At 69.2% G+C, this 17591-nt stretch carries 17 protein-coding genes; 5 read left to right on the forward strand and 12 right to left on the reverse strand.

The genetic code is table 11. The features are described from left to right. Window positions 1-17: 17 nt before the first annotated feature. From tgt to ACZYZ5_RS12570, 5 genes are all read right to left on the reverse strand, one after another. A complete protein-coding gene (gene tgt / locus ACZYZ5_RS12550) occupies window positions 18-1316 on the reverse strand; it encodes a tRNA guanosine(34) transglycosylase Tgt (protein ID WP_463902068.1) in 1299 nt (432 codons plus the stop codon). A gap of 33 nt (window positions 1317-1349) precedes the next feature. After that, entirely contained in the window at window positions 1350-2075 is a 726-nt protein-coding gene (locus ACZYZ5_RS12555) for an SRPBCC family protein (RefSeq protein WP_463902069.1), read from the reverse strand. A gap of 48 nt (window positions 2076-2123) precedes the next feature. Continuing rightward, window positions 2124-3170, reverse strand: coding sequence for a DUF6707 family protein (locus ACZYZ5_RS12560; protein WP_463902070.1), 1047 nt, complete (start codon window positions 3168-3170; stop codon window positions 2124-2126). Between the two features lie 81 nt (window positions 3171-3251). Next, entirely contained in the window at window positions 3252-3791 is a 540-nt protein-coding gene (locus tag ACZYZ5_RS12565) for an NUDIX hydrolase family protein (RefSeq protein WP_463902071.1), read from the reverse strand. A gap of 224 nt (window positions 3792-4015) precedes the next feature. Beyond that, window positions 4016-4777 carry a VOC family protein gene (locus ACZYZ5_RS12570; RefSeq protein ID WP_463902072.1) on the reverse strand — a complete coding sequence of 254 codons (762 nt, stop codon included), beginning with the start codon at window positions 4775-4777 and terminating at the stop codon, window positions 4016-4018. Window positions 4778-4870: 93 nt separating this feature from the next. Here ACZYZ5_RS12570 and ACZYZ5_RS12575 point away from each other — a divergent pair, with 93 nt between their 5' ends. Then, window positions 4871-5467, forward strand: coding sequence for a YdeI/OmpD-associated family protein (locus ACZYZ5_RS12575; protein WP_463902073.1), 597 nt, complete (start codon window positions 4871-4873; stop codon window positions 5465-5467). Between the two features lie 64 nt (window positions 5468-5531). Here ACZYZ5_RS12575 and ACZYZ5_RS12580 read toward each other — a convergent pair whose 3' ends face one another. The 5 genes from ACZYZ5_RS12580 to ACZYZ5_RS12600 form a co-directional block, all read right to left on the reverse strand. Next, window positions 5532-7448, reverse strand: coding sequence for a glycogen debranching N-terminal domain-containing protein (locus ACZYZ5_RS12580; protein WP_463902074.1), 1917 nt, complete (start codon window positions 7446-7448; stop codon window positions 5532-5534). 127 nt (window positions 7449-7575) lie between these two features. Then, window positions 7576-8751 (reverse strand): ABC transporter ATP-binding protein, encoded by a 1176-nt coding sequence (locus ACZYZ5_RS12585; RefSeq protein WP_463902075.1) that lies wholly within the window; start codon window positions 8749-8751, stop codon window positions 7576-7578. After that, on the reverse strand, window positions 8748-10340 hold the full coding sequence (locus tag ACZYZ5_RS12590) for an ABC transporter permease (RefSeq protein WP_463902076.1): 1593 nt from the start codon (window positions 10338-10340) through the stop codon (window positions 8748-8750). The genes ACZYZ5_RS12585 and ACZYZ5_RS12590 overlap by 4 nt, the downstream gene beginning before the upstream one ends. A 4-nt stretch (window positions 10341-10344) precedes the next feature. Continuing rightward, window positions 10345-11400 (reverse strand): iron ABC transporter substrate-binding protein, encoded by a 1056-nt coding sequence (locus tag ACZYZ5_RS12595; RefSeq protein ID WP_463902077.1) that lies wholly within the window; start codon window positions 11398-11400, stop codon window positions 10345-10347. A 164-nt stretch (window positions 11401-11564) separates the two neighbouring features. After that, a complete protein-coding gene (locus ACZYZ5_RS12600; protein WP_463902078.1) occupies window positions 11565-12752 on the reverse strand; it encodes a glycoside hydrolase family 76 protein in 1188 nt (395 codons plus the stop codon). 139 nt (window positions 12753-12891) lie between these two features. Here ACZYZ5_RS12600 and ACZYZ5_RS12605 point away from each other — a divergent pair, with 139 nt between their 5' ends. Together ACZYZ5_RS12605 and ACZYZ5_RS12610 are read left to right on the forward strand one after the other, a co-directional pair. Then, the gene (locus ACZYZ5_RS12605) at window positions 12892-13725 is read left to right on the forward strand and encodes an SDR family NAD(P)-dependent oxidoreductase (protein ID WP_463902079.1); all 834 of its coding nucleotides are present in this window, start codon (window positions 12892-12894) and stop codon (window positions 13723-13725) included. After that, window positions 13722-14948 carry an acyl-CoA dehydrogenase family protein gene (locus tag ACZYZ5_RS12610; RefSeq protein WP_463902080.1) on the forward strand — a complete coding sequence of 409 codons (1227 nt, stop codon included), beginning with the start codon at window positions 13722-13724 and terminating at the stop codon, window positions 14946-14948. Before ACZYZ5_RS12605 ends, ACZYZ5_RS12610 begins: the two co-directional genes overlap by 4 nt. On the opposite strand, the gene ACZYZ5_RS12615 is transcribed toward ACZYZ5_RS12610, so the two are convergent. Continuing rightward, a complete protein-coding gene (locus ACZYZ5_RS12615; RefSeq protein ID WP_463902081.1) occupies window positions 14945-15787 on the reverse strand; it encodes a DUF1684 domain-containing protein in 843 nt (280 codons plus the stop codon). The genes ACZYZ5_RS12610 and ACZYZ5_RS12615 overlap by 4 nt on opposite strands. Further along, window positions 15784-16395: a TetR/AcrR family transcriptional regulator gene (locus ACZYZ5_RS12620; protein ID WP_463902082.1), complete on the reverse strand. Its 612-nt coding sequence runs from the start codon at window positions 16393-16395 to the stop codon at window positions 15784-15786. The genes ACZYZ5_RS12615 and ACZYZ5_RS12620 overlap by 4 nt, the downstream gene beginning before the upstream one ends. A gap of 225 nt (window positions 16396-16620) precedes the next feature. On the opposite strand from ACZYZ5_RS12620, the gene ACZYZ5_RS12625 reads away from it, so the two are divergent. Next, window positions 16621-17223, forward strand: coding sequence for an NADPH-dependent F420 reductase (locus tag ACZYZ5_RS12625; protein WP_463902083.1), 603 nt, complete (start codon window positions 16621-16623; stop codon window positions 17221-17223). Window positions 17224-17252: 29 nt separating this feature from the next. Next, window positions 17253-17579 carry a hypothetical protein gene (locus tag ACZYZ5_RS12630; RefSeq protein WP_463902084.1) on the forward strand — a complete coding sequence of 109 codons (327 nt, stop codon included), beginning with the start codon at window positions 17253-17255 and terminating at the stop codon, window positions 17577-17579. The last annotated feature ends 12 nt before the right edge of the window (window positions 17580-17591 follow it).

Below are 17591 nucleotides of genomic sequence, written 5' to 3' on the forward strand. Positions count from 1 at the left end.
TCGACGGCGGGCGGCCCCTAGGAGTAGTACTGCCCCAGCGTCTCGGCCTTGAACTCGAAGAAGTTGCCGGCCTCGATGGCGAGACGGGCATCGTCGACCATCTTCACCACGAAGCGCTCGTTGTGGATCGAGATCAGCGTGGCGGAGACCATTTCCTTGGCCTTGAACAGGTGATGGATGTAGGCCCGGGAGTAGTTCAGGCAGGCGTAGCAGTCGCAGCCTTCCTGCAGCGGGCCGAAGTCGCGCTTGTACATGGCGCCGGAGAGGTTGTACCGGCCGGTGGGGTGGTAGAACGCCGAATTCCGGGCCACCCGGGTCGGGGAGACACAGTCGAAGGTGTCCGCACCGTTTTCGATCGCGGTGAAGATGTCGTCCGGCTCGGAGATGCCAAGGAGGTGCCGGGGCTTGTTTTCCGGCAGTTCCTCGTTGCACCAGCGCACGATCGTGCCCAGGTTCTCCTTCTCCAGGGCACCGCCGATGCCGAAGCCGTCGAAGTTCATCGCGCCGAGGTCGCGGCAGGCCTTGCGGCGCAGGTCCTCGTACTGGGCGCCCTGGATGACCCCGAAGAGCGCCTGGTAGGGCTTGCCGGCACGTTCGGACGTGAGCCGGAAGTGCTCGGTGAGGCAGCGCTCGGCCCAGCGCCGGGTGCGCTCGAGGGATTCCTCCTGGTAGCTGCGGGAGTTCTGCAGGGTGGTGAGCTCGTCGAACGCGAACATGATGTCCGCGCCGATCTGGTGCTGCACGTTCATGGAGATTTCGGGGCTGAAGCGGTGCCGGTCGCCGTTGAGGTGGCTCTTGAACCACACGCCTTCCTCGTCCACATGGGCCAGGCGTTCCTTGCCGGGGGCGACGGCGTCGTCGGGTCCTGAATTGTCCACCGATTTCATGTCGATGACCTTCTTGAACCCCGAGCCCAGGCTCATCACCTGGAACCCGCCGGAGTCCGTGAAGGTGGGCCCGCGCCAGTTCATGAAGGTACCCAGCCCGCCGGCCTCGTCCAGAATGTCCGCGCCCGGCTGCAGGTACAGGTGGTAGGCGTTGGCCAGCACGGCCTGTGCGCCCAGCTCGGCGACGGACTCCGGGAGGACCGACTTGACCGTGGCCTTGGTGCCGACCGCGATGAACGCCGGGGTCTGGATCTCCCCGTGCGGGGTGGCGATGGTGCCGGTCCGGCCCAGGAACTCACCGCCGTTGGCGCTGACCTGCGCATCCGACGGCGAGCAACTTTCGCTCAGGCGCTTGCCAACGCGGAAGGAAAACTCGGACTGCTGGGCCGGCAGGAGCGATGACACGGGTGTTTCAGGATTGGCTGGCACCGTTCAAGTGTGCCAGCTAACAGCCTCCAACCCTTAGTGCAGCGGATCGGATGTGGGGTAGTTCTCAGCCCGCCACTTGTCCCAGTAGTTGCGGATGGACTCCAACTGGTGCGCCCCGAGGTCATAGGTGGAGACGATGGCCAGGGCTCCGCCCTCGGGCCGGAGGTCCTTGACGACCGGCTGGTCCGCCACAATGACCAGGCCATCGCCGTGTTCCGCGTAGTGGTGGACCGTGAGCCCCACCTGGTGGTTGCTGCGGAACCAGACCTTGCCGGAGGCTTTCTCGCCCGTGGCCAGGGTGAGCGAGTACGGTTCGCCCGGCTTGGGGACGTCGGACAGGCCCAGCTTTTCGATCGCGGACCCTTCGTTCCCGGGGACGGAGAAAAAGAAGGTCCGGCGTTTGCCGTGCGGATGCCGTTCGAGGGCGAAGCGGAGCTGCTGGAGGAAGGTCAGCCAGCCCTGGGTGATGTCCTCGTCCCAGGCGGCCCACTCGGAATTGTGGTCCACCGCGGCCCGCGTGACACTGACTTCCGTGCCGCCCGGGACCGGTTTCAAGGTGAACACGTCCCCGCCGTCGACCACCAGAGACGTATGGTCGGCGCCTTCGATGACATTGGGGCTGAAGTAGATCTCATTGATCTCGGCCGCCTGGTCGTCGGCTTCCCACCCGTGCCACTGGGCTACCTTGGCGGGCTCGCGCAGCATTGTCCAAACCTGCTGCGCGTCAGAGTTGATCACAAGGCTCAGATTGTTCGTCATGGGGTGAATCTACAACGCCCGGCCGGAAGGGGGTAGGGGTCAAATGCGTCAGGAACGGACGGACTCGAGTTCGTTGCCGATCCGGCGGTCCAGCTCCGGGGCGCCGATGGTTTCCGAGCCGCCGTGGGCGCGCAGGAAGAGCAGGGCCTCGAGCCGCAGGAGCCGCCACTCGCGTTCCGCCTCCGGATTCGAGTTGTCCATCGAGCGGAAGATTTCCTTGTCGTACAGGTTCGGTTCGTTGAGCGAGCGCTGGCGGACCTTGGCGTTGATCCGGGCCTTGAACGGGTCCGTCTCCATGGCATCGGGGGCGCGCAGGAACTTCTCATAGACCGCGGCACGCTCCTCCTGGCCGAGCTGTCGGCAGATGTAGCTCGACAAGGCGAGGGAGGCCTCCACCGATGCCCAGCGGCCGCGGTTGCCGTCGAAGGGCAGCACATTGAGCAGGTCCGCGACGGCGAGGGCGCTTTCGGCGTCCTTATGGATGATGAACAGCTCCTGCGCGAGGTCGCTGAGGTCCTTGAGGCAGCTGCCGGACTTCGTGTTGATGCCCTTGGCCAGCCGTTCGCTGAGCAGCAGCACCCCCGCCGAGCTCGGGTGGGCCTCGGCAACAGTCTGCACCACGGACTCCGGCGTGCCCTCCAGGGCGGGGATCAGCGCCAGGTCCTCTTCGCTGGGGCCGCTCACCGCCGGCGGAACGGGCGGCAGCGGAGGGATGACGACGGCGGGAGCGGCGGCTTCCTCGGCCACCTCGGCCCTTTCACGCCCGCCCGCGCCGCCCTGGGCGCCGGCCGCACCGGTCGCATTGGCGGCCGGTTCGAGGGGCTGCGCAGGGGAGCCGGCATCCTCCTCGGCCGGCTCGCCAGTCCCGGCGGCCGCCCCGACGATCCGGACGGTGGAGGCCGCCGCGATCCGCAGTCCGCCGCCTCCCGTGAGGGTCGCCAGGACCATGGCGGGGGTGCCGAAATCGTCGGTTTCGACGTCAATGCGCTGGATTTCGGCGGAGCGGTTGCCATCGGGCAAGAGCAGATGATCGCCGCTCTGCAGAAATCCAGCCTGCTGTTCGATGTAGTTCGGGGCGGCCGGGGGGTGGGTCATTGCAGTCCTTAAATTCTTTTGCGGTCCGCCCAACAGTCTACAAAGGCGCGCGCGGGAAGTTGGGGACGCAGCCGCCGCCGGTCAGTTCCCGACGCCGGCGAAGGCCAGCGCCTGGCGGATCAGGGCACCGCGGCCGCCGCTGAATTCCAGCTGGACATCCGAGCTCATGACTTCCTGCGGGGTCATCCAGGTCAGTTCCAGCGCGTCCTGCCGCGGCGAGCAGTCGCCGGTGACGGGGATGATGTACGCCAGGGCGACGGCGTGCTGGCGGTCATCCGTAAACCCGGTGTGGGACGGGGACGGGAAGTACTCGGCCACCGTGAACGGCACGGGGCTGATGGGCAACTGGGGGAACGCCAGGGGGCCGAGGTCTTTCTCCATATGGCGCAGCAGGGCGGCGCGGATGGTTTCGCGGTACAGCACCCGGCCGGAGACCAGCGAGCGGATCATGTTGCCGTCCTCGTCGGCCTGCAGCAGGGTGCCGACCTCGTTCACGAACCCGAGGGGATCCAGCCTGACCGGGACGGCCTCGACGTAGACCATGGGCAGCCGGCCGCGCGCCTCGAACAAATCTTCGTCGGAGAGCCAGCCGGGGTTCGGGTCAGGAGTGCGAACGTTCATGGTTAAGTTCTACCCCATCCCTGACCCGTTCCCCGCGCCGTCGTTCAGATCGCCAGCAATGCCGGGGCAGCTACGACGGACCTAAGGCCGCGTACTGCGCCGAGATCCACATTGAGCAGGGCCGGAGCATGGAGCGCGAGGGCGTCGCCGGGCTGGCCATGCTCACCGAAGTCGTCAACCGGCTCTGCAATGGCGTGCTGGCGGACTGACGCCGGGAATACCGCTCACCCGGCGGCCGGTGCCGTGGAAATCCAGAGCGGCGGGTGGGCGGCGGTGCCGTCGGCATCGGGGCTGGCCACGTGCAGGGTGGGGATGACGGCGTCCTCGATGACCGCGGACTCGTTTCCTGCATCGTTCAGACGCTCACGGAGGGCGGTCAGGTCGCCGGCGTATTCGAAGCCCAGGCCGGCACGCCCGGATCCGGTGCCGGTGCCCACCATCAGGATCCCGCCGTTCTTCGCCGTGAAGGTTTCCGATTCGGCGGTGTCGGCGTCGGCTCCGGAGCCCGGGAGCGGGCGGGGCCGGGCGCCGATGTCCCGCAGGGTCCGGGCCGCCGCCACCGCGTCCTCCGAGAACCAGACCCCGACGACGGCGATGCCCGGGTCCGCTTCCGTCGACCCGCCCCAACTGCCGTCCGTGGCGCTCCTGGCCGGGTCGGCGAGGAAACTGAAGCCGTCCGCGGCCGTGACGCGGCAGGACGGGCCGTGGTCCGCGTCGACGAGTTCCGCGGTGGTGCCCCCTTCGGCCGCCCCGGACTCCTTGGTCCGCCGGGCGAATTCCTTCAGGTCGCCGACCTCGACGCCGAGGGAGGTGGTGCCGTCCTCGGCCGAGCCCTGCTCGACAAAATGGAGGGCGAGCCGGCCGGAGCCGGCGTCGAACTCCCGCCACGTGGGCTCGTCAACGGTCTTGACCATGCCAAGTCCGGTGAGCAGCCGCTCCCATTCATCAAGGCTGGAGGTGAAGTGGATCGGGCGGACACGCAGCATCGTTGCTCCTCAAGGTGGTGACGGGTTTTCGGCTCTCAGGGATATAGTCCCACCAAATCGGTGTCCGTGGTCAGAGCGGAGCACAATGGTGCCATGGCTGGTGAACTTGACGAACTGCTGGTGAAGGATGCCGCCGAGTGGCGGGCGTGGCTGGAGCGCCACCACGCGGAGAGCCCCGGCGTGTGGTTGGTGCTGCACAAGAAAGGCGGCTCGGTGACGGAGCTGGACTACGAAGCCGCCCTGCAGGAGGCCCTGTGCTTCGGCTGGATCGACGGCCAGGGCCGGCGGCGCGATGCGGAGAGTTCGTTCCAGCGGATGACCCGCCGGGGCCCGAAAAGCATGTGGTCCGCCCGGAATGTGGAGCGGATCGGGCGCCTCGAGGTCGCCGGCAGGATGGCTCCCGCCGGCCGCGCCGCCGTCGACAGCGCCAAGGCGGACGGCCGCTGGGAAGCCGCCTACTCCGGCGCGGCAACGGCCGAAGTGCCCGAGGACCTGGCCGCGGCCATCGCTGCCGAACCGCGGGCGCAGGCGATGTTCGACGTCCTGACCTCGGTGAACCGGTACGCCCTGATCTACCGGACCAACGCCGTCAAGCAGGCCGCCACGAGGGCGAAGAAGATCGCGGGATTCGTGGAGATGCTCGCCCGGCACGAAACGCCCTACCCGCAGACCAAACGGCCGGCCCCGTGACCGGCACGGTCCCTTCCCGGCCCCGGCCAAGGCCCCGGTCCCGAGACAGCCCCTGGTCTGCCCCCTAGAACCCGACGCCCATGGCCTGGGCGATCACCACCGCAGAGGCTGAGGACCACGCCTGCGGATGGCATGACGCCGGATAGGGCACCGCGTGGCCGGACTCCCCGGCGGTGGTGCCGGCGAACAGTTCCGGCAGGCGGTGCCCGAAGGAGCCGGACGCGGCCAGCAGGCCCTCGGCGATGGTCCGGGCTTCGGCGAGGAATCCCTCGGCGAGCAGCCCCCGGACCGCGATCGCGGTGTCGTGGCTCCAGACCGAACCGCAGTGGTAGCTGAACGGCCAGAAACCGGCCGCGCGCCGGGAAATCGTGTGCACCCCGTAGCCGGAGAACAGCTCAGGGCTAAGCAACCGGTCCGCCACGAGCCGGGCCTCCGAGGCGTCCAGGATTCCGGTGCCGAGCAGGTGCCCCATGTTGGAGCCCGGGATGTCCAGCGGCTCGCCGTGCCCGTCGAGGGCCATCGCGGGGAAGGGGCCGTCGTCGTCCTCGACCCAGAAGCGCTCGCGGAAGTTCTGTTGCAGCACCTCGGCGAAGTCCCGCAGAGCCTGGGCGCCCGGCTCGCCATAGGCTTCAAAGAGATCGGCAGTGTCCACGGCGGCCTGGTAGGCGTAGCCCTGCACCTCGGCGAGCGCGATCGGGCCGTCGGCCTGCCGGCCGTCGCGGAACTGCATGGCGTCCCTGGAGTCTTTCCAGCCCTGGTTGCTGAGCCCGTGGCCGGTCGGGTCCTGGTAGCTGAGGAACCCGCCGTTCGTGCTTCCGGGCGCGCCCGCGGCGGCCAGCAGCCATTCCACCGCCCGGGCCGCGTTCGGCAGCAGCGAACGGACGACGGCGTCGTCCAGGCCGGCCTGGCCGAGCTCGGCCAGCAGGCAGAGCCACAGGGGGGTGGAATCCACGGCGCCGTAGTACACCGGGGGCAGCCGCAGGCCCTGGCTCTCCAGGACGAGTTCCTTGGCCCGGAGCTCGTGCAGGATCTTGCCGGGTTCCTCGGCGGCACCCGGGTCGTTCTTCGTGCCCTGGAACGCCGCGAGGGTACGCAGCGTGCCGGCGGCGAGCCCGGGATCGAGCGGCAGGAGCAGCCGTGCGGCCCAGAGCGAATCGCGGCCGAACAGGGTGAAATACCAGGGCGCCCCGGCGGCAGCGAACGGCGCGTCAGGCAGCGCCCGGGTGGCCAGGCGGAGGCCGGCGAGCTCGTCGAGCGCGTTGTCCAGCAGCAGGCCCAGGGCGCCGGAGGGTTGGGCGCGGACCCGGCGCGAGGACGGCGGCGGGGCTGCCACCACGGCGTCCTCGCTGTCGGCCAGGACCGCCTGCCACTCCACGTCCAGCGGGCGGCCGCGTCCTGCCGTGCCGCGCCAGAGGAGCCGGGCGCCGGATACGACGCTGCCGGGCGCGGCGACGGTCAGGGTCCGTGCGCCGTCGCGCCAGCGCAGCGTGGAATCGTCTGCGGAGAACGGCTCGGAGGGCTCGCGGAAGCGGCTGAGCCGGATCGCGGCCATGTCGGTGAAGTCCGCGGCGAGCTGGATTTCAATTTCCACGTCGAGCGCCTCGAGGGATGTGCTCAGCCGCAGGGAGTGCCGGACGACACCGGGTGTGACCGTCCAGGTCTGGAGGAGTTCGACGGCGGGGTCCTCGGTGGGGCCCGGGATGCCGCGGACCAGCCCCCGCACGCGCAGCACACCGCCGGCCTCGGCCTCCACCGTGGCGGGCTCCGGCTCCAGGCCGTTCACCCGCACCTCGGCCCGGGACAGCATCCGGGTGTCCCCGTGCAGCAGACCGGTGAACCAGCCGCCGCCCGCGGCGCCGGAGGAGCCCGCGGCGTTGGTGGCACCGTGGCCGCTGGCGAGCCGCCCCTCGGCGTCGAGCCACAACTGGGTGGGGGCGGCTACGGAGCAGTGCTGGCGGTGGAGCGCTGGCTGAACAGTCATGCGCCCCACCCTATGCCGGGAGCCGGACCGGCTCAACGGGCCCCGTCGGGGCACTCCTCGACAGAGGGGAAGACGGAGGGGGAAGCGGACTGGGAACAGCGGGCCGGCCGGGGCCGCCCCGCCGCGGCTACGCCGGGGGCAGGTCTTCCATCGGGAAGGCCACTGCTTCGCCGACGACGCGGAGGCACAGTTCGGTGCCCGGGCGAGCGATCGAGGCGTTCCAGTGCCGGATGGTGATGATTTCGCCGCCGCCGGGATAGCGGTGGTCCGCCACGGCCCCTTCCGCGAGGACGGGAGGGACGGCGAGCTTGAGCCGCACGGTCGTTTCGGGGCCGAAGTAATCGGTGTCCACCACGACGCCGCGGATGGGGCCGTCCTCGGCGATCCGGATCTGTTCCGGCCGCAGCATGAGCTGGACCCGCCCCTGCGCCGGGGGCCGGCGCACGGGGATGCCGCCCAGGGAACAGGTGGCGAGGGAGCCTTCCATCCAGGCGTCCAGGATGACGGCGTCGCCGAGGAATTCCGCGGTGGCGCGGTCCGCGGGGCGCGTGTACACGATGAACGGGTTGCCGATCTGCGCGAGCCGTCCGCCGCGCATCACCGCGACCTGGTCCGCAAATGACAGCGCCTCGCCCTGGTCGTGGGTGACCAGGATGGTGGTGACACCGGCGTCCTGGAGCACCTTGCCCACTGCGCGGCGGGTGGCCACGCGGAGGCCCGCGTCCAGCGCCGAGAACGGCTCGTCCAGCAGCATCAGTTCCGGCTCGCGGGCAAGGGCGCGGGCCAGGGCGACCCGCTGCTGCTGCCCGCCGGAGAGCTCGTGCGGGCGCCGCTTGGCCATGGCGGCGTCCAGGGACACCATGTCCAGCAGCTCGGCGACCCGGGCCTTCACGCCGCCGTGCCCGCCGGGGAGCCTGCCGGCGTCGAGGCCGAAGGAGATGTTCCGCCCGACGCTCAGGTGCGGGAAGAGCGCACCGTCCTGCGCCACATAGCCCACGTGGCGTTTGTGCGCCGGCACCCAGACGCCGTCGCCGGCCACTTTGGCGCCGTTCAGCGAGATGCTGCCGGTGTCCGGGTGCTCAAATCCGGCGATCAGCCGCAGCAGGGTGGTCTTGCCGGAGCCGGAGGGCCCCACGATCGCCGTCGTGCCGCCCTTGGCCACCGACAGGTTGACGCCCATGAGGACGGCCTGGGGTCCGAAGTTCTTGGTGACGGCGTCGATTTCCAGGTGGTTGTTCGTGCTGGTGGCCACGGAGGCGGCGACCCGCGGTTCCGGGAGCCGGGAAGGGCTGTACTGGGTCACTGTCCCGCTGCTTTCTTGGACTGCTGGAAGAGGAGGTAGGTCATCGGCGCGGAAATCAGGATCATCAGCAGGGCGTACGGGGCGGCGCCGGCGTAGTCGATTTCGCTGCTCTTGCTCCAGAACTCGGTGGCGAGCGTCCGGGTGCCGTTGGGGGAGAGCAGCAGCGTCGCGGTCAGCTCGTTGACGATTGCCAGGAACACCAGGGCGGCGCCACCCGCGGCGGCCGGGGCGGTGAGCCGCAGGGTGACCCGGAGGAAGGCCAGCAGCGGCGGCTTGCCGAGCGCCTGGGCTGCCTCGTCGAGTTCCTTCGGTGCCTGGGCCAGGCCGGAACGGATGTTGACCAGGGCACGTGGCAGGAACAGTAAAACGTAGGCCGCGATCAGCAATGCGGAGGTCTGGTAGAGGCTCGGCGCCGCCTTGATGCTGACCGTCACGAAGGCCAGTCCCACCACGATGCCGGGCATGGAGCTCGTGATGTAGTTGGACAGCTCCAGGGCCTTGCTGAACCAGCTGGGGTGCCGCACGGCCAGATACGCCATGGGGAACGCCACGACGGTGGTGGCCAGGGCGCCGGCGAGGCCGTACATCAGGGTCTGCAGCAGGGCCGGCAGGAACTCCTCGGCGGCCCAGATGTCCGGGCCGCCGGCGATGATCCAGCGCAGCACGAAGGTCAGCGGCAGCCCGAAGGCCAGCGCGGTGAGCGCGGTGAGGAACAGCTGGGCCGGGAGCTGGTAGGCGTGCAGCGGAAGGCGCAGGGTGCGTGACTGGGCGCCGGAGCCGATCTTGGCGTACCGGGCGCTGCCGCGGCTGCGCACTTCAACCAGCAGCAGGATCAGGCACAGGAACACGAGGACGCTGGCGAGCATGTTCCCGGCGGTGCCGTTGAAGGTGGACTGGTACTGCACCATGATCGCGGTGGTGAAGGTGTCGAACCGGATCATCGCGAAGGCGCCGTACTCGGCCAGCAGGTGCAGGGAAACGAGCAGCGCCCCGCCGGTCATCGCGATGCGCAGCTGCGGCAGCACCACGCGGAAGAAGGTGCGCCACGCGCCCAGGCCCAGGGACGCGGCGGACTGTTCGATGGCCGGGTCCAGCCGGCTGAGCGTGGCGGCGGCCGGGATGTAGACGAGCGGGAAATAGGACAGCGTCGCGATCAGCACGCCGGACCACAGGCCCTCAAGCGACGGCACCGCGGAGACCCAGGCGTAGCTGTTGACGAAGGCCGGGATGGCCAGCGGGGCCGCGAGCAGCACGGCCCACCACTTGTGCCCCCTGAGCTGGGTGCGTTCCACCAGCCAGGCGCCGCCCACACCGAGGACCAGGCACAGCGGCACGGTGATCAGCATCAGCAGCACGGTGTTGAGCAGCAGCTCGCCGACGCGTGCCCGGAAGATCAGGTCCACGGCCGTGTCCCAGCCGGTGGCGGCCGTCATGACGATGACGTAGCCCAGCGGAATCAGCGCAAAAAGGGCGATCAGGACCGCCAGCACGGAAACCATGGAAACGCCGAAAGGCGGGCGGGGGCGCTTGCCCCTGCCCGCCGTCGTCGTGCCCCCGGGTGTTCCGGGAGCCGCCAGCTTGGTTGTCACGTGGTTAGAGCAGTCCCGCCTGAGTCATCAGCTCGGTGACCTTGGCGGAATTCAGCTTGGCCGGATCCACGGTGGGTGCCTGCAGTTCCGTCAGCGGGACGAGCTTCTCGTTGGCCGGGACGTCAGAGGCGATGGCGTACTCGAAGGAAGTGCCCTTCTGCAGGACTTCCTGGCCCTTCTTGCCGGTGATGAACTTGACGAAGGCCTGGGCCGCCGCCGCGTTCTTCGAGGAATTCAGCACGCCGCCGCCGGAGACGGACACAAACGCGCCCGGGTCCTGGTTCTTGAAGTAGTACGGGGTGACGTTCTTGGAGTTCTCGCCGGTCTTGGCCTGGTCGCCGTAGTAGTAGTAGTGGTAGATCAGGGCGGCGTCGACCTCACCGGCGTTGACTGCCTTCATAGCCGTGCTGTTGCCCTTGTAGGCCTTGGAGTTCGCCTTCATGCCCTGAAGCCATTCCTCGGTGGCGGCTTCGCCCTTGAGCTCCAGCAGGGCGGAGACGATCGCCTGGAAGTCGGCACCGGACGGCGAGGCCGCCCACTTGCCCTGCCACTCCGGCTTGGCCAGGTCCAGCATGGACGTGGGCAGCTGGTCATCGCTCAGCTTGGCCTTGTCGTACACCAGCACGGTGGAACGGGCTGCGATGCCGGTCCACTTGCTGGTGGAGGGACGGAACTCGGCGGGCACCTGGTCGATGGTGGCCTTGTCGACGTCGGCGAAGAGGCCGGCGTTTTCCACCTGGGCCATGGCCGGGGAGTTTTCGGTGAGGAAGACGTCGGCCGGGGAGGCCTGGCCTTCCTGGATGATCTGGTTGGACATCTCGGTGTCCGAGCCCTGCCGCATGGTGACCTTGACGCCGGTTTCCGCGGTGAACGCGTCCACCCATTCCTTGGTCAGGGACTCGTGCTGGGCGTTGTAGACGGTGATTTCTCCGGAGATCGTCCCGTCAGCGGCGGCGCTGCTGCTGGGGGCGGTGGAGGCGCCGGAGCCGCAGGCGGCCAGGCCGAGAGTGGCGGTGGCGGCAAGTGCGATACCTGCCAGCGCGTTCTTGCGGATCTTCATGGGGCTGCTTTCTGGGGGAAGGTCGTAGGAACCCTAGCCCCCTGTGAGCGGGGAAGTTAGGGCATGCTCACTACGAAAAACTGTAGGTTAGCCAAACCTAAGCGACCAAGCCGAGGGCACTTTAAGTGATGAGGATCACATCAATTACAAAACTAATGCGTGACTTAATGCGCGGCGGCGATGGCGGCGGCCGCTTCCAGTATCATCCAGGCCTGCAGCTGCGTGGAGAGTTCGACGGCGGCGCCCGCCGGGTAGGTGTCCCGCGCCGGCCGGTCGGGGCGGGTCGAAAACACGATCCGGCTGCCCTTCCGGGCGAGCGGGTCCTGGGCCGACAGCAGGCGCCGGCCCTCCCAGAAGGCCTCGGCCGTGTCATTGACCAGTGCCGCGGCCGTCGCCCGGGTTGCGGTGGGAAGCCGCGCGTCGACCGCCGCGATGGCCAGATGCCGGGCGAGGATGCCGGTGAACAGTCCTCCGTCGCCGGTGCCCTCGCAGCGCAGCACCGTGGCGTTGCGCCCCGCCAGGGGCGCGGGGAGGGTGAGGCTGCGTGCCACCGACGCCACGAGGGATGCGGCGCGGGCCAGGTTGGCGCCGCCGCCGAGCTCCAGCAGCGCGCCGAGGACCGGGCCCTGGTTGTAGGTGTAGATGGCGCTTTCCAGCACCACGTCGCCGCCCGGGGCAATCCGCAGGCCGTCCCGGTACAGGCCCTGTTCGGGGTCGAAGAGCCGGGCCTGGAGCCAGTCCAGCAGGGCCTGTGCCTTGGCCGCCTGGCCGGTGCGAGCGTAATAGAGGGCCACCGGTGCCGTGGCCGGGGTGTTCTTGAAGTCCCGTTTCTTGCTCCAGAACGTCCCGCCCCCGAGGTCGTCCGTGGAGGCGGAATCGAACTGCAGCGTGAGGCTCTTCAGGACGCGAGTGTTGCGGCGGCGCCCGGCCTCCGTGCGGCTGTCCCTGGCGAGGTGCTCCAGCCGCAGCGTGGACAGCGCCAGCCAGGCCATGTCGTCGTAATAGTTGTTGACGACGGTGAGGAAGTTGCGGAGCCGGATCCCGGTGACCAGCCGGGAGGCGAGCCGGCCGGCGCTGGGCCGGTCCGCGCCGTCGAACCGCGCCCCGGTCCGGCCGGCAGTGCCGAGTTCGCGCCGCCCCGTGTCCACCAGGCAGTCCACGTAGTGCGCCTGCCACCAGTAGTGCCAGGGCCGGGCCAGGTTCTTGAGCCGGCCCGAGGGCCGGACGATCGCGGCGATGTGGGTTCCCGGCAGGAAGAAGAGCCGCTGCCCGAACAGCCTGGTCACCGAGCGGGCAGCTTCATCCGCCCGGAAAGACCAGTCGGGGCAGGGGGAAATGTCGGCCGGGGTCATGGGCCCAGCCTAGTAGCGGCAGGGTGAAGGTGCGGAACGCCCGCATTCCAGTTAACATTCACTAACTAATGTTCGCGGTAAGTGCGTGACGCTGCCCACAGTGTCGCGGCGGGCTCGGGTTCCACATCAAGGAGGATGCATGGACATCAAAGGTACTGTTGCGCTGATTACGGGCGGAGCCTCCGGTCTGGGGGCCGCGACGGCGCGTCGCCTGTTCGACGCCGGCGCCTCGGTGGTCCTGGTGGACCTGCCAGGCTCCGCCGGCGCGGCTTTCGCCGCCGAGCTGAACGCCGGGCGCAACGTCCAGGCGGCGTCCCCTGAAGCCGGCAGCCCGATGCAGCCCGTGAACCGGGCGCTCTTCGTTCCCGCCGATGTCACCAGCGAGGACGAGATTCAGGCCGCCGTCGACGCCGCCGTCGCCCTCGGTCCGCTGCGGATCGTGGTTAACTGCGCCGGGATCGCCACCCCCGGCAAGGTGCTGGGCCGGGAGGGCGCGCTGCCGCTGGCGAGCTTCAACCGCGTCATCCAGATCAACCTCGTGGGCACCTTCAACGTCATCCGCCTGGCGGCGGCCGCCATGGCGGCGACCGAGCCGGCCGTGACCGAGCTCGGCGGGCCCGAGCGCGGCGTCATCATCAACACCGCCTCCGTCGCCGCGTTCGACGGCCAGATCGGCCAGCCGGCCTACGCCGCCTCCAAGGGCGCGGTGCACGCGATGACACTGCCGATTGCCCGTGAACTGGCGCGCTCGCTGGTCCGGGTGGTCACCATTGCGCCGGGCATCTTCGAGACGCCCATGATGGCCGGACTGCCGCAGGAAGCCCAGAACTCCCTGGGCCAGCAGGTGCCGCACCCCTCCAGGCTGGGCCGGCCGGCCGAGTACGCGAACCTCGCCGCGCACATCGTGGAGAACGCCATGCTCAATGGCGAGACCATCCGCCTCGACGGCGCCATCCGGATGGGGCCGAAATGATGCCGGCCGGGCTCGCCGATCCCCCCGCTCCCGCGGAATCCGTCGCGGGGCTGCCGACCGCCGATTTCTTCGACTTCGAGTCGCTGCTCAATCCCGGTGAACAGGCAAAGCTGGCCGAACTGCGGGTGTTCCTGGCCCGCGAGGTGGCACCGTTTGCCGGCGAGTGGTGGAACAAGGCCGAGTTCCCCGCGCACATCCTGCCCAAGCTCGCGGCCCTGGAGCTCAGCGCCCCGGCCCAGCGCGGTTACAGCAACCTGTTTGCCGGACTGGTTATTGCCGAGATGACCCGGGTGGACACCTCGCTGGCGACGTTCTTCCTGGTCCACCACGACCTCTTCGTCGAATCGCTCTACGGCTTCGGCTCCGAGGAGCAAAAGGCGCGCCTGCTCGAGGACGCCGCCAGCCTCCGGATCACCGGCGCGTTCGCGCTGACCGAACCAGAGCATGGCTCCGACGTGGCCGGCGGCATGGAGACCGTCGCCCGGCGTGTCCCGGGCGGGGCGCCCGACGGCGGCGACAGCTGGGTGCTCAACGGCGCCAAGCGCTGGATCGGCAACGGGACGTTCTGCGACTACATGCTGGTGTGGGCCCGTGACGGGGCCGACGGCGGCATCCGCGGCTTCATCGTGGACGCCACTCTGCCGGGGGTGAGCCGGAGCCGGATCGAGAACAAGATCGCGCTGCGCACGGTGCAGAACGCGGACATCGTCTTCAAGGACGTGCAGGTGGCCGAATCAGACCGTTTCGCCGGGATCAACAGCTTCGAGGACACCAATGAACTGCTGCGCGGCTCGCGGATCATGGTCGCCTGGCAGGGTGTTGGCCAGCAGCTGGCAGCCTTCGACGTCGCCCGGCAGTACGCCGTCGAACGCCAGCAGTTCGGCCGGCCGCTGGCGAAGTTCCAGCTGGTCCAGCAGCAGCTGGTCACGATGCTTGGCAATGCCGTGGCGAGCATGGGCATGATGGTCCGGATCGCGCAGCTGCAGGACCAGGGCACCGCAGACATGCCTCAGGTGGCGCTGGCGAAGTCCTATGTGAGCGCCCGGATGCGGGAGACCGTGGGGATGGGCCGGTCCCTGCTGGGCGGCAACGGCATCGTCACCGACTACCGGATGGCCAAGATCTTCGCCGACGCCGAGGCGATCTACACCTACGAGGGCTCGTTCGAGATCAACACGCTGATCGTGGGCCGGGCCGTGACCGGGGTGTCCGCGATCGTCTAGAACAGCGCGGGCTCCTTCTCGCCCGCCTCGATCCGGTAGTCCAGGCTGTTGTTTTTCACCGGCATGGGGCAGGTGCCGTACGGGGTGAAAGCGCTCGGGTAGTTGATTGCCCGGTTGAAGTCCAAAATCACGGTGCGGTTTCCCCGCGAGTCGACGCGCGGCCGGGCCGTGGAAACCTTCCGCCATTCATCGGTTGATTCTCCGTTGGTCTCATCGTGGAACGTGACCGTCAGCGCCCCGAGCTTTTCCTCTTCGGCCTGCAGGTGGAACTCGTGGTCCTTGCCGGGGAGCAGGAACACCAGTTCGCCGACGGACCGGTGGACCCCGTCGACCAGGGGGTTGGCGGTGCCGATCGGGACCTCAACCGGCTCCGGATAGGGGTGGAAGCTGGCCTCGACCACCAGGTCCGGCCGGTAGTCGAAGGTGGGGACGCCGTCGAACCCGGTGAACACCGGCGATTTCGAATCCCGGGTGCGCACCGCGTACTTGTCGGCGCGCCGGACGAGTTCCACGACGACCTGCCGGCCGTCCGCGCCGCCATACTGGACCCAGAGCAGCGATTCCTCATGGGCCAGCGCCGCGCTGATCGTGCCGTCCACGGACTCGCCGGTCTCCACGAGCGTCAGTCCCTCGGCCGCCGCGGCGGTGAAGAACGCCGTCGTGCCGTCCGTGGACCAGAGGCCGGGGACGAGTTCGACCTCCGCCGGCTGGTCCTCCAGCCATTGGAACGACGTCAGGGTCAGCCAGCCGTACTCGCTGGCCAGGGCCGTGTTGCGGCTGTTCCGGAAGCGCTGCCAGCGGGCGAGCTGGGCGTCGGGGCCGGGTTGTGAAGTGTTCACGGGTTCCTCCCGAGGTTTGCGGACACAAGTTGTGCTGCGGTGCGGCGGGCGGCGGTGGCCGCCGCCGGGTCGGCGTCGAGCACGCCGCTGGCCAGGCCGCCGTCGAGGACCAGGGTCAGGCTGCGGGCGAGCTGGTCCGGATCCGGGGCGCCGGCCTGGGCGGACAGGTTCCGGATCCAGGCCCGGATGTGCTCCTTGTGCGCCACCGTCCGCGCGTGGACGCGGGTTCCGGAAGCGGACTCGGCGGCGGCGTTGATGAAGGCGCAGCCGCGGTAGCCGTCGCGGCGGCAGGCGCTGGCCAGGGCGTCGAACAGCCCCACGAGCTGGGCTGCAGGATCAGGTCCGGCGGCTTCCGCCGCGGCGTGGAGCTGCCCGGTCCAGACGCCGTCGACCTTCTCCAGGTAGGCCAGGATCAGGTCATCCTTGGCCGGAAAGTACTTGTAGAACGTGGCCTTCGCGACGCCGGACTCGGCGATGATCGTATCGATGCCGGCCGCCCGGAGCCCCTGGGCGTAGAAGAGCCGGAAAGCCGTGGCCAGGATCTTGTCCCGGGCCGGCCCGGCTGGCGTGCGGACGGCCCGTGGTGCTGCGGCTGCTGGCGGCGTCATGGCTCCATGGTACCCAGACAAGTCTGTCTATGGTTGCCGTAGACAGGTCTGTCTGATAACTTCCTGCTGAGGGGTAGACGGAATTGTCTACCCTTGGATGTCGTGAACCCGGCCATCCCGAACTGAACCAACCCGAACTGAGGATGTCGTGAAGATTGCTGTACTGGGAACCGGCACCGTGGCCCCACGATCGCCGCGGCACTGGCCGCGCTCGGTCATGACGTTGTGATCGGCACGCGGGATCCGAAGACGACGCAGGCCCGGACCGAGCCCGGCGCGACGGGCGGCCCATCCTTTGCCGCATGGCAGGCGGCGCACCGGGGGATCGACGTCGCCACGTTCGCGGACGCCGCCGCCCGTGCGGACCTGGTCGTGAACGCCACGAACGGCGCGGGCTCCCTCAAGGCGCTCACCGCGGCGGGCGCGGCAAACCTGGCCGGCAAGGTGGTCATGGATGTCACGAACCCGCTGGACTTCTCCCGCGGGTTTCCGCCGTCGCTGAACCCGGTGAACACCGACAGCCTCGGCGAACAGATCCAGCGGGCCTTCCCGGAAGCCCGGGTGGTGAAGACCCTCAACACGATGACCGCCAGCGTCATGGTGGATCCGGCCAGTGTGGCCGGGGGCGACCATTCGGTCTTCGTCTCCGGAAACGACGCGGCCGCCAAGGAGATCGTGAGCGGGCTGCTCGCGGGCTTCGGGCACCGGGACATCATCGACCTGGGCGACATCACCACCGCCCGCGGCGCCGAAATGATGCTGCCGGTCTGGGTGCGGATCTGGGGCGCGCTGGGTACCGGAGCGTTCAACTTCAAAATCGCCCGGTAGGCGGGCTGCGGCGCGCGTACGCTGGGTGCATGGTTCTTGAAATTCTCGGGCCCGCTCTCGCCGGCGTGGCCGTGATCGTCGGGTTCACCCTGGCGGGGATGTCCACGCTGCGGCGGGGCGGGAATCCGAAAGGCGCCACCGGCACCCTGGGCAGTGTGCTGGGCATGATGGATCCGGCCACCGGTGCCCCGACCCGCCACGAGGCGGCCGCGGCCCGTGAGGAACTCAAACAGCAGCGGCACGAATCAAGCCAGTCCGGCAACGGCCCGGATCACTGTGATCCCTACAGCGGCCGGATCATTCTGCCCGCCAGGCCGCCCGCGGCGCATCAGGTCAGGGAACCGGACACAATCTGAGACGGATTCCCC

The organism is Pseudarthrobacter ribosi, assembly GCF_055412865.1.

Excerpts from the sequence above, each read along its gene's own strand:
- ACZYZ5_RS12555 (WP_463902069.1), bottom strand. The coding sequence starts at position 2,075 with ATGACGAACAATCTGAGCCTTGTGATCAACTCTGACGCGCAGCAGGTT.
- ACZYZ5_RS12560 (WP_463902070.1), bottom strand. The coding sequence starts at position 3,170 with ATGACCCACCCCCCGGCCGCCCCGAACTACATCGAACAGCAGGCTGGA.
- ACZYZ5_RS12565 (WP_463902071.1), bottom strand. The coding sequence starts at position 3,791 with ATGAACGTTCGCACTCCTGACCCGAACCCCGGCTGGCTCTCCGACGAA.
- ACZYZ5_RS12570 (WP_463902072.1), bottom strand. The coding sequence starts at position 4,777 with ATGCTGCGTGTCCGCCCGATCCACTTCACCTCCAGCCTTGATGAATGG.
- ACZYZ5_RS12575 (WP_463902073.1), top strand. The coding sequence starts at position 4,871 with ATGGCTGGTGAACTTGACGAACTGCTGGTGAAGGATGCCGCCGAGTGG.
- ACZYZ5_RS12580 (WP_463902074.1), bottom strand. The coding sequence starts at position 7,448 with ATGACTGTTCAGCCAGCGCTCCACCGCCAGCACTGCTCCGTAGCCGCC.
- ACZYZ5_RS12595 (WP_463902077.1), bottom strand. The coding sequence starts at position 11,400 with ATGAAGATCCGCAAGAACGCGCTGGCAGGTATCGCACTTGCCGCCACC.
- ACZYZ5_RS12600 (WP_463902078.1), bottom strand. The coding sequence starts at position 12,752 with ATGACCCCGGCCGACATTTCCCCCTGCCCCGACTGGTCTTTCCGGGCG.
- ACZYZ5_RS12605 (WP_463902079.1), top strand. The coding sequence starts at position 12,892 with ATGGACATCAAAGGTACTGTTGCGCTGATTACGGGCGGAGCCTCCGGT.
- ACZYZ5_RS12610 (WP_463902080.1), top strand. The coding sequence starts at position 13,722 with ATGATGCCGGCCGGGCTCGCCGATCCCCCCGCTCCCGCGGAATCCGTC.
- ACZYZ5_RS12620 (WP_463902082.1), bottom strand. The coding sequence starts at position 16,395 with ATGACGCCGCCAGCAGCCGCAGCACCACGGGCCGTCCGCACGCCAGCC.
- ACZYZ5_RS12630 (WP_463902084.1), top strand. The coding sequence starts at position 17,253 with ATGGTTCTTGAAATTCTCGGGCCCGCTCTCGCCGGCGTGGCCGTGATC.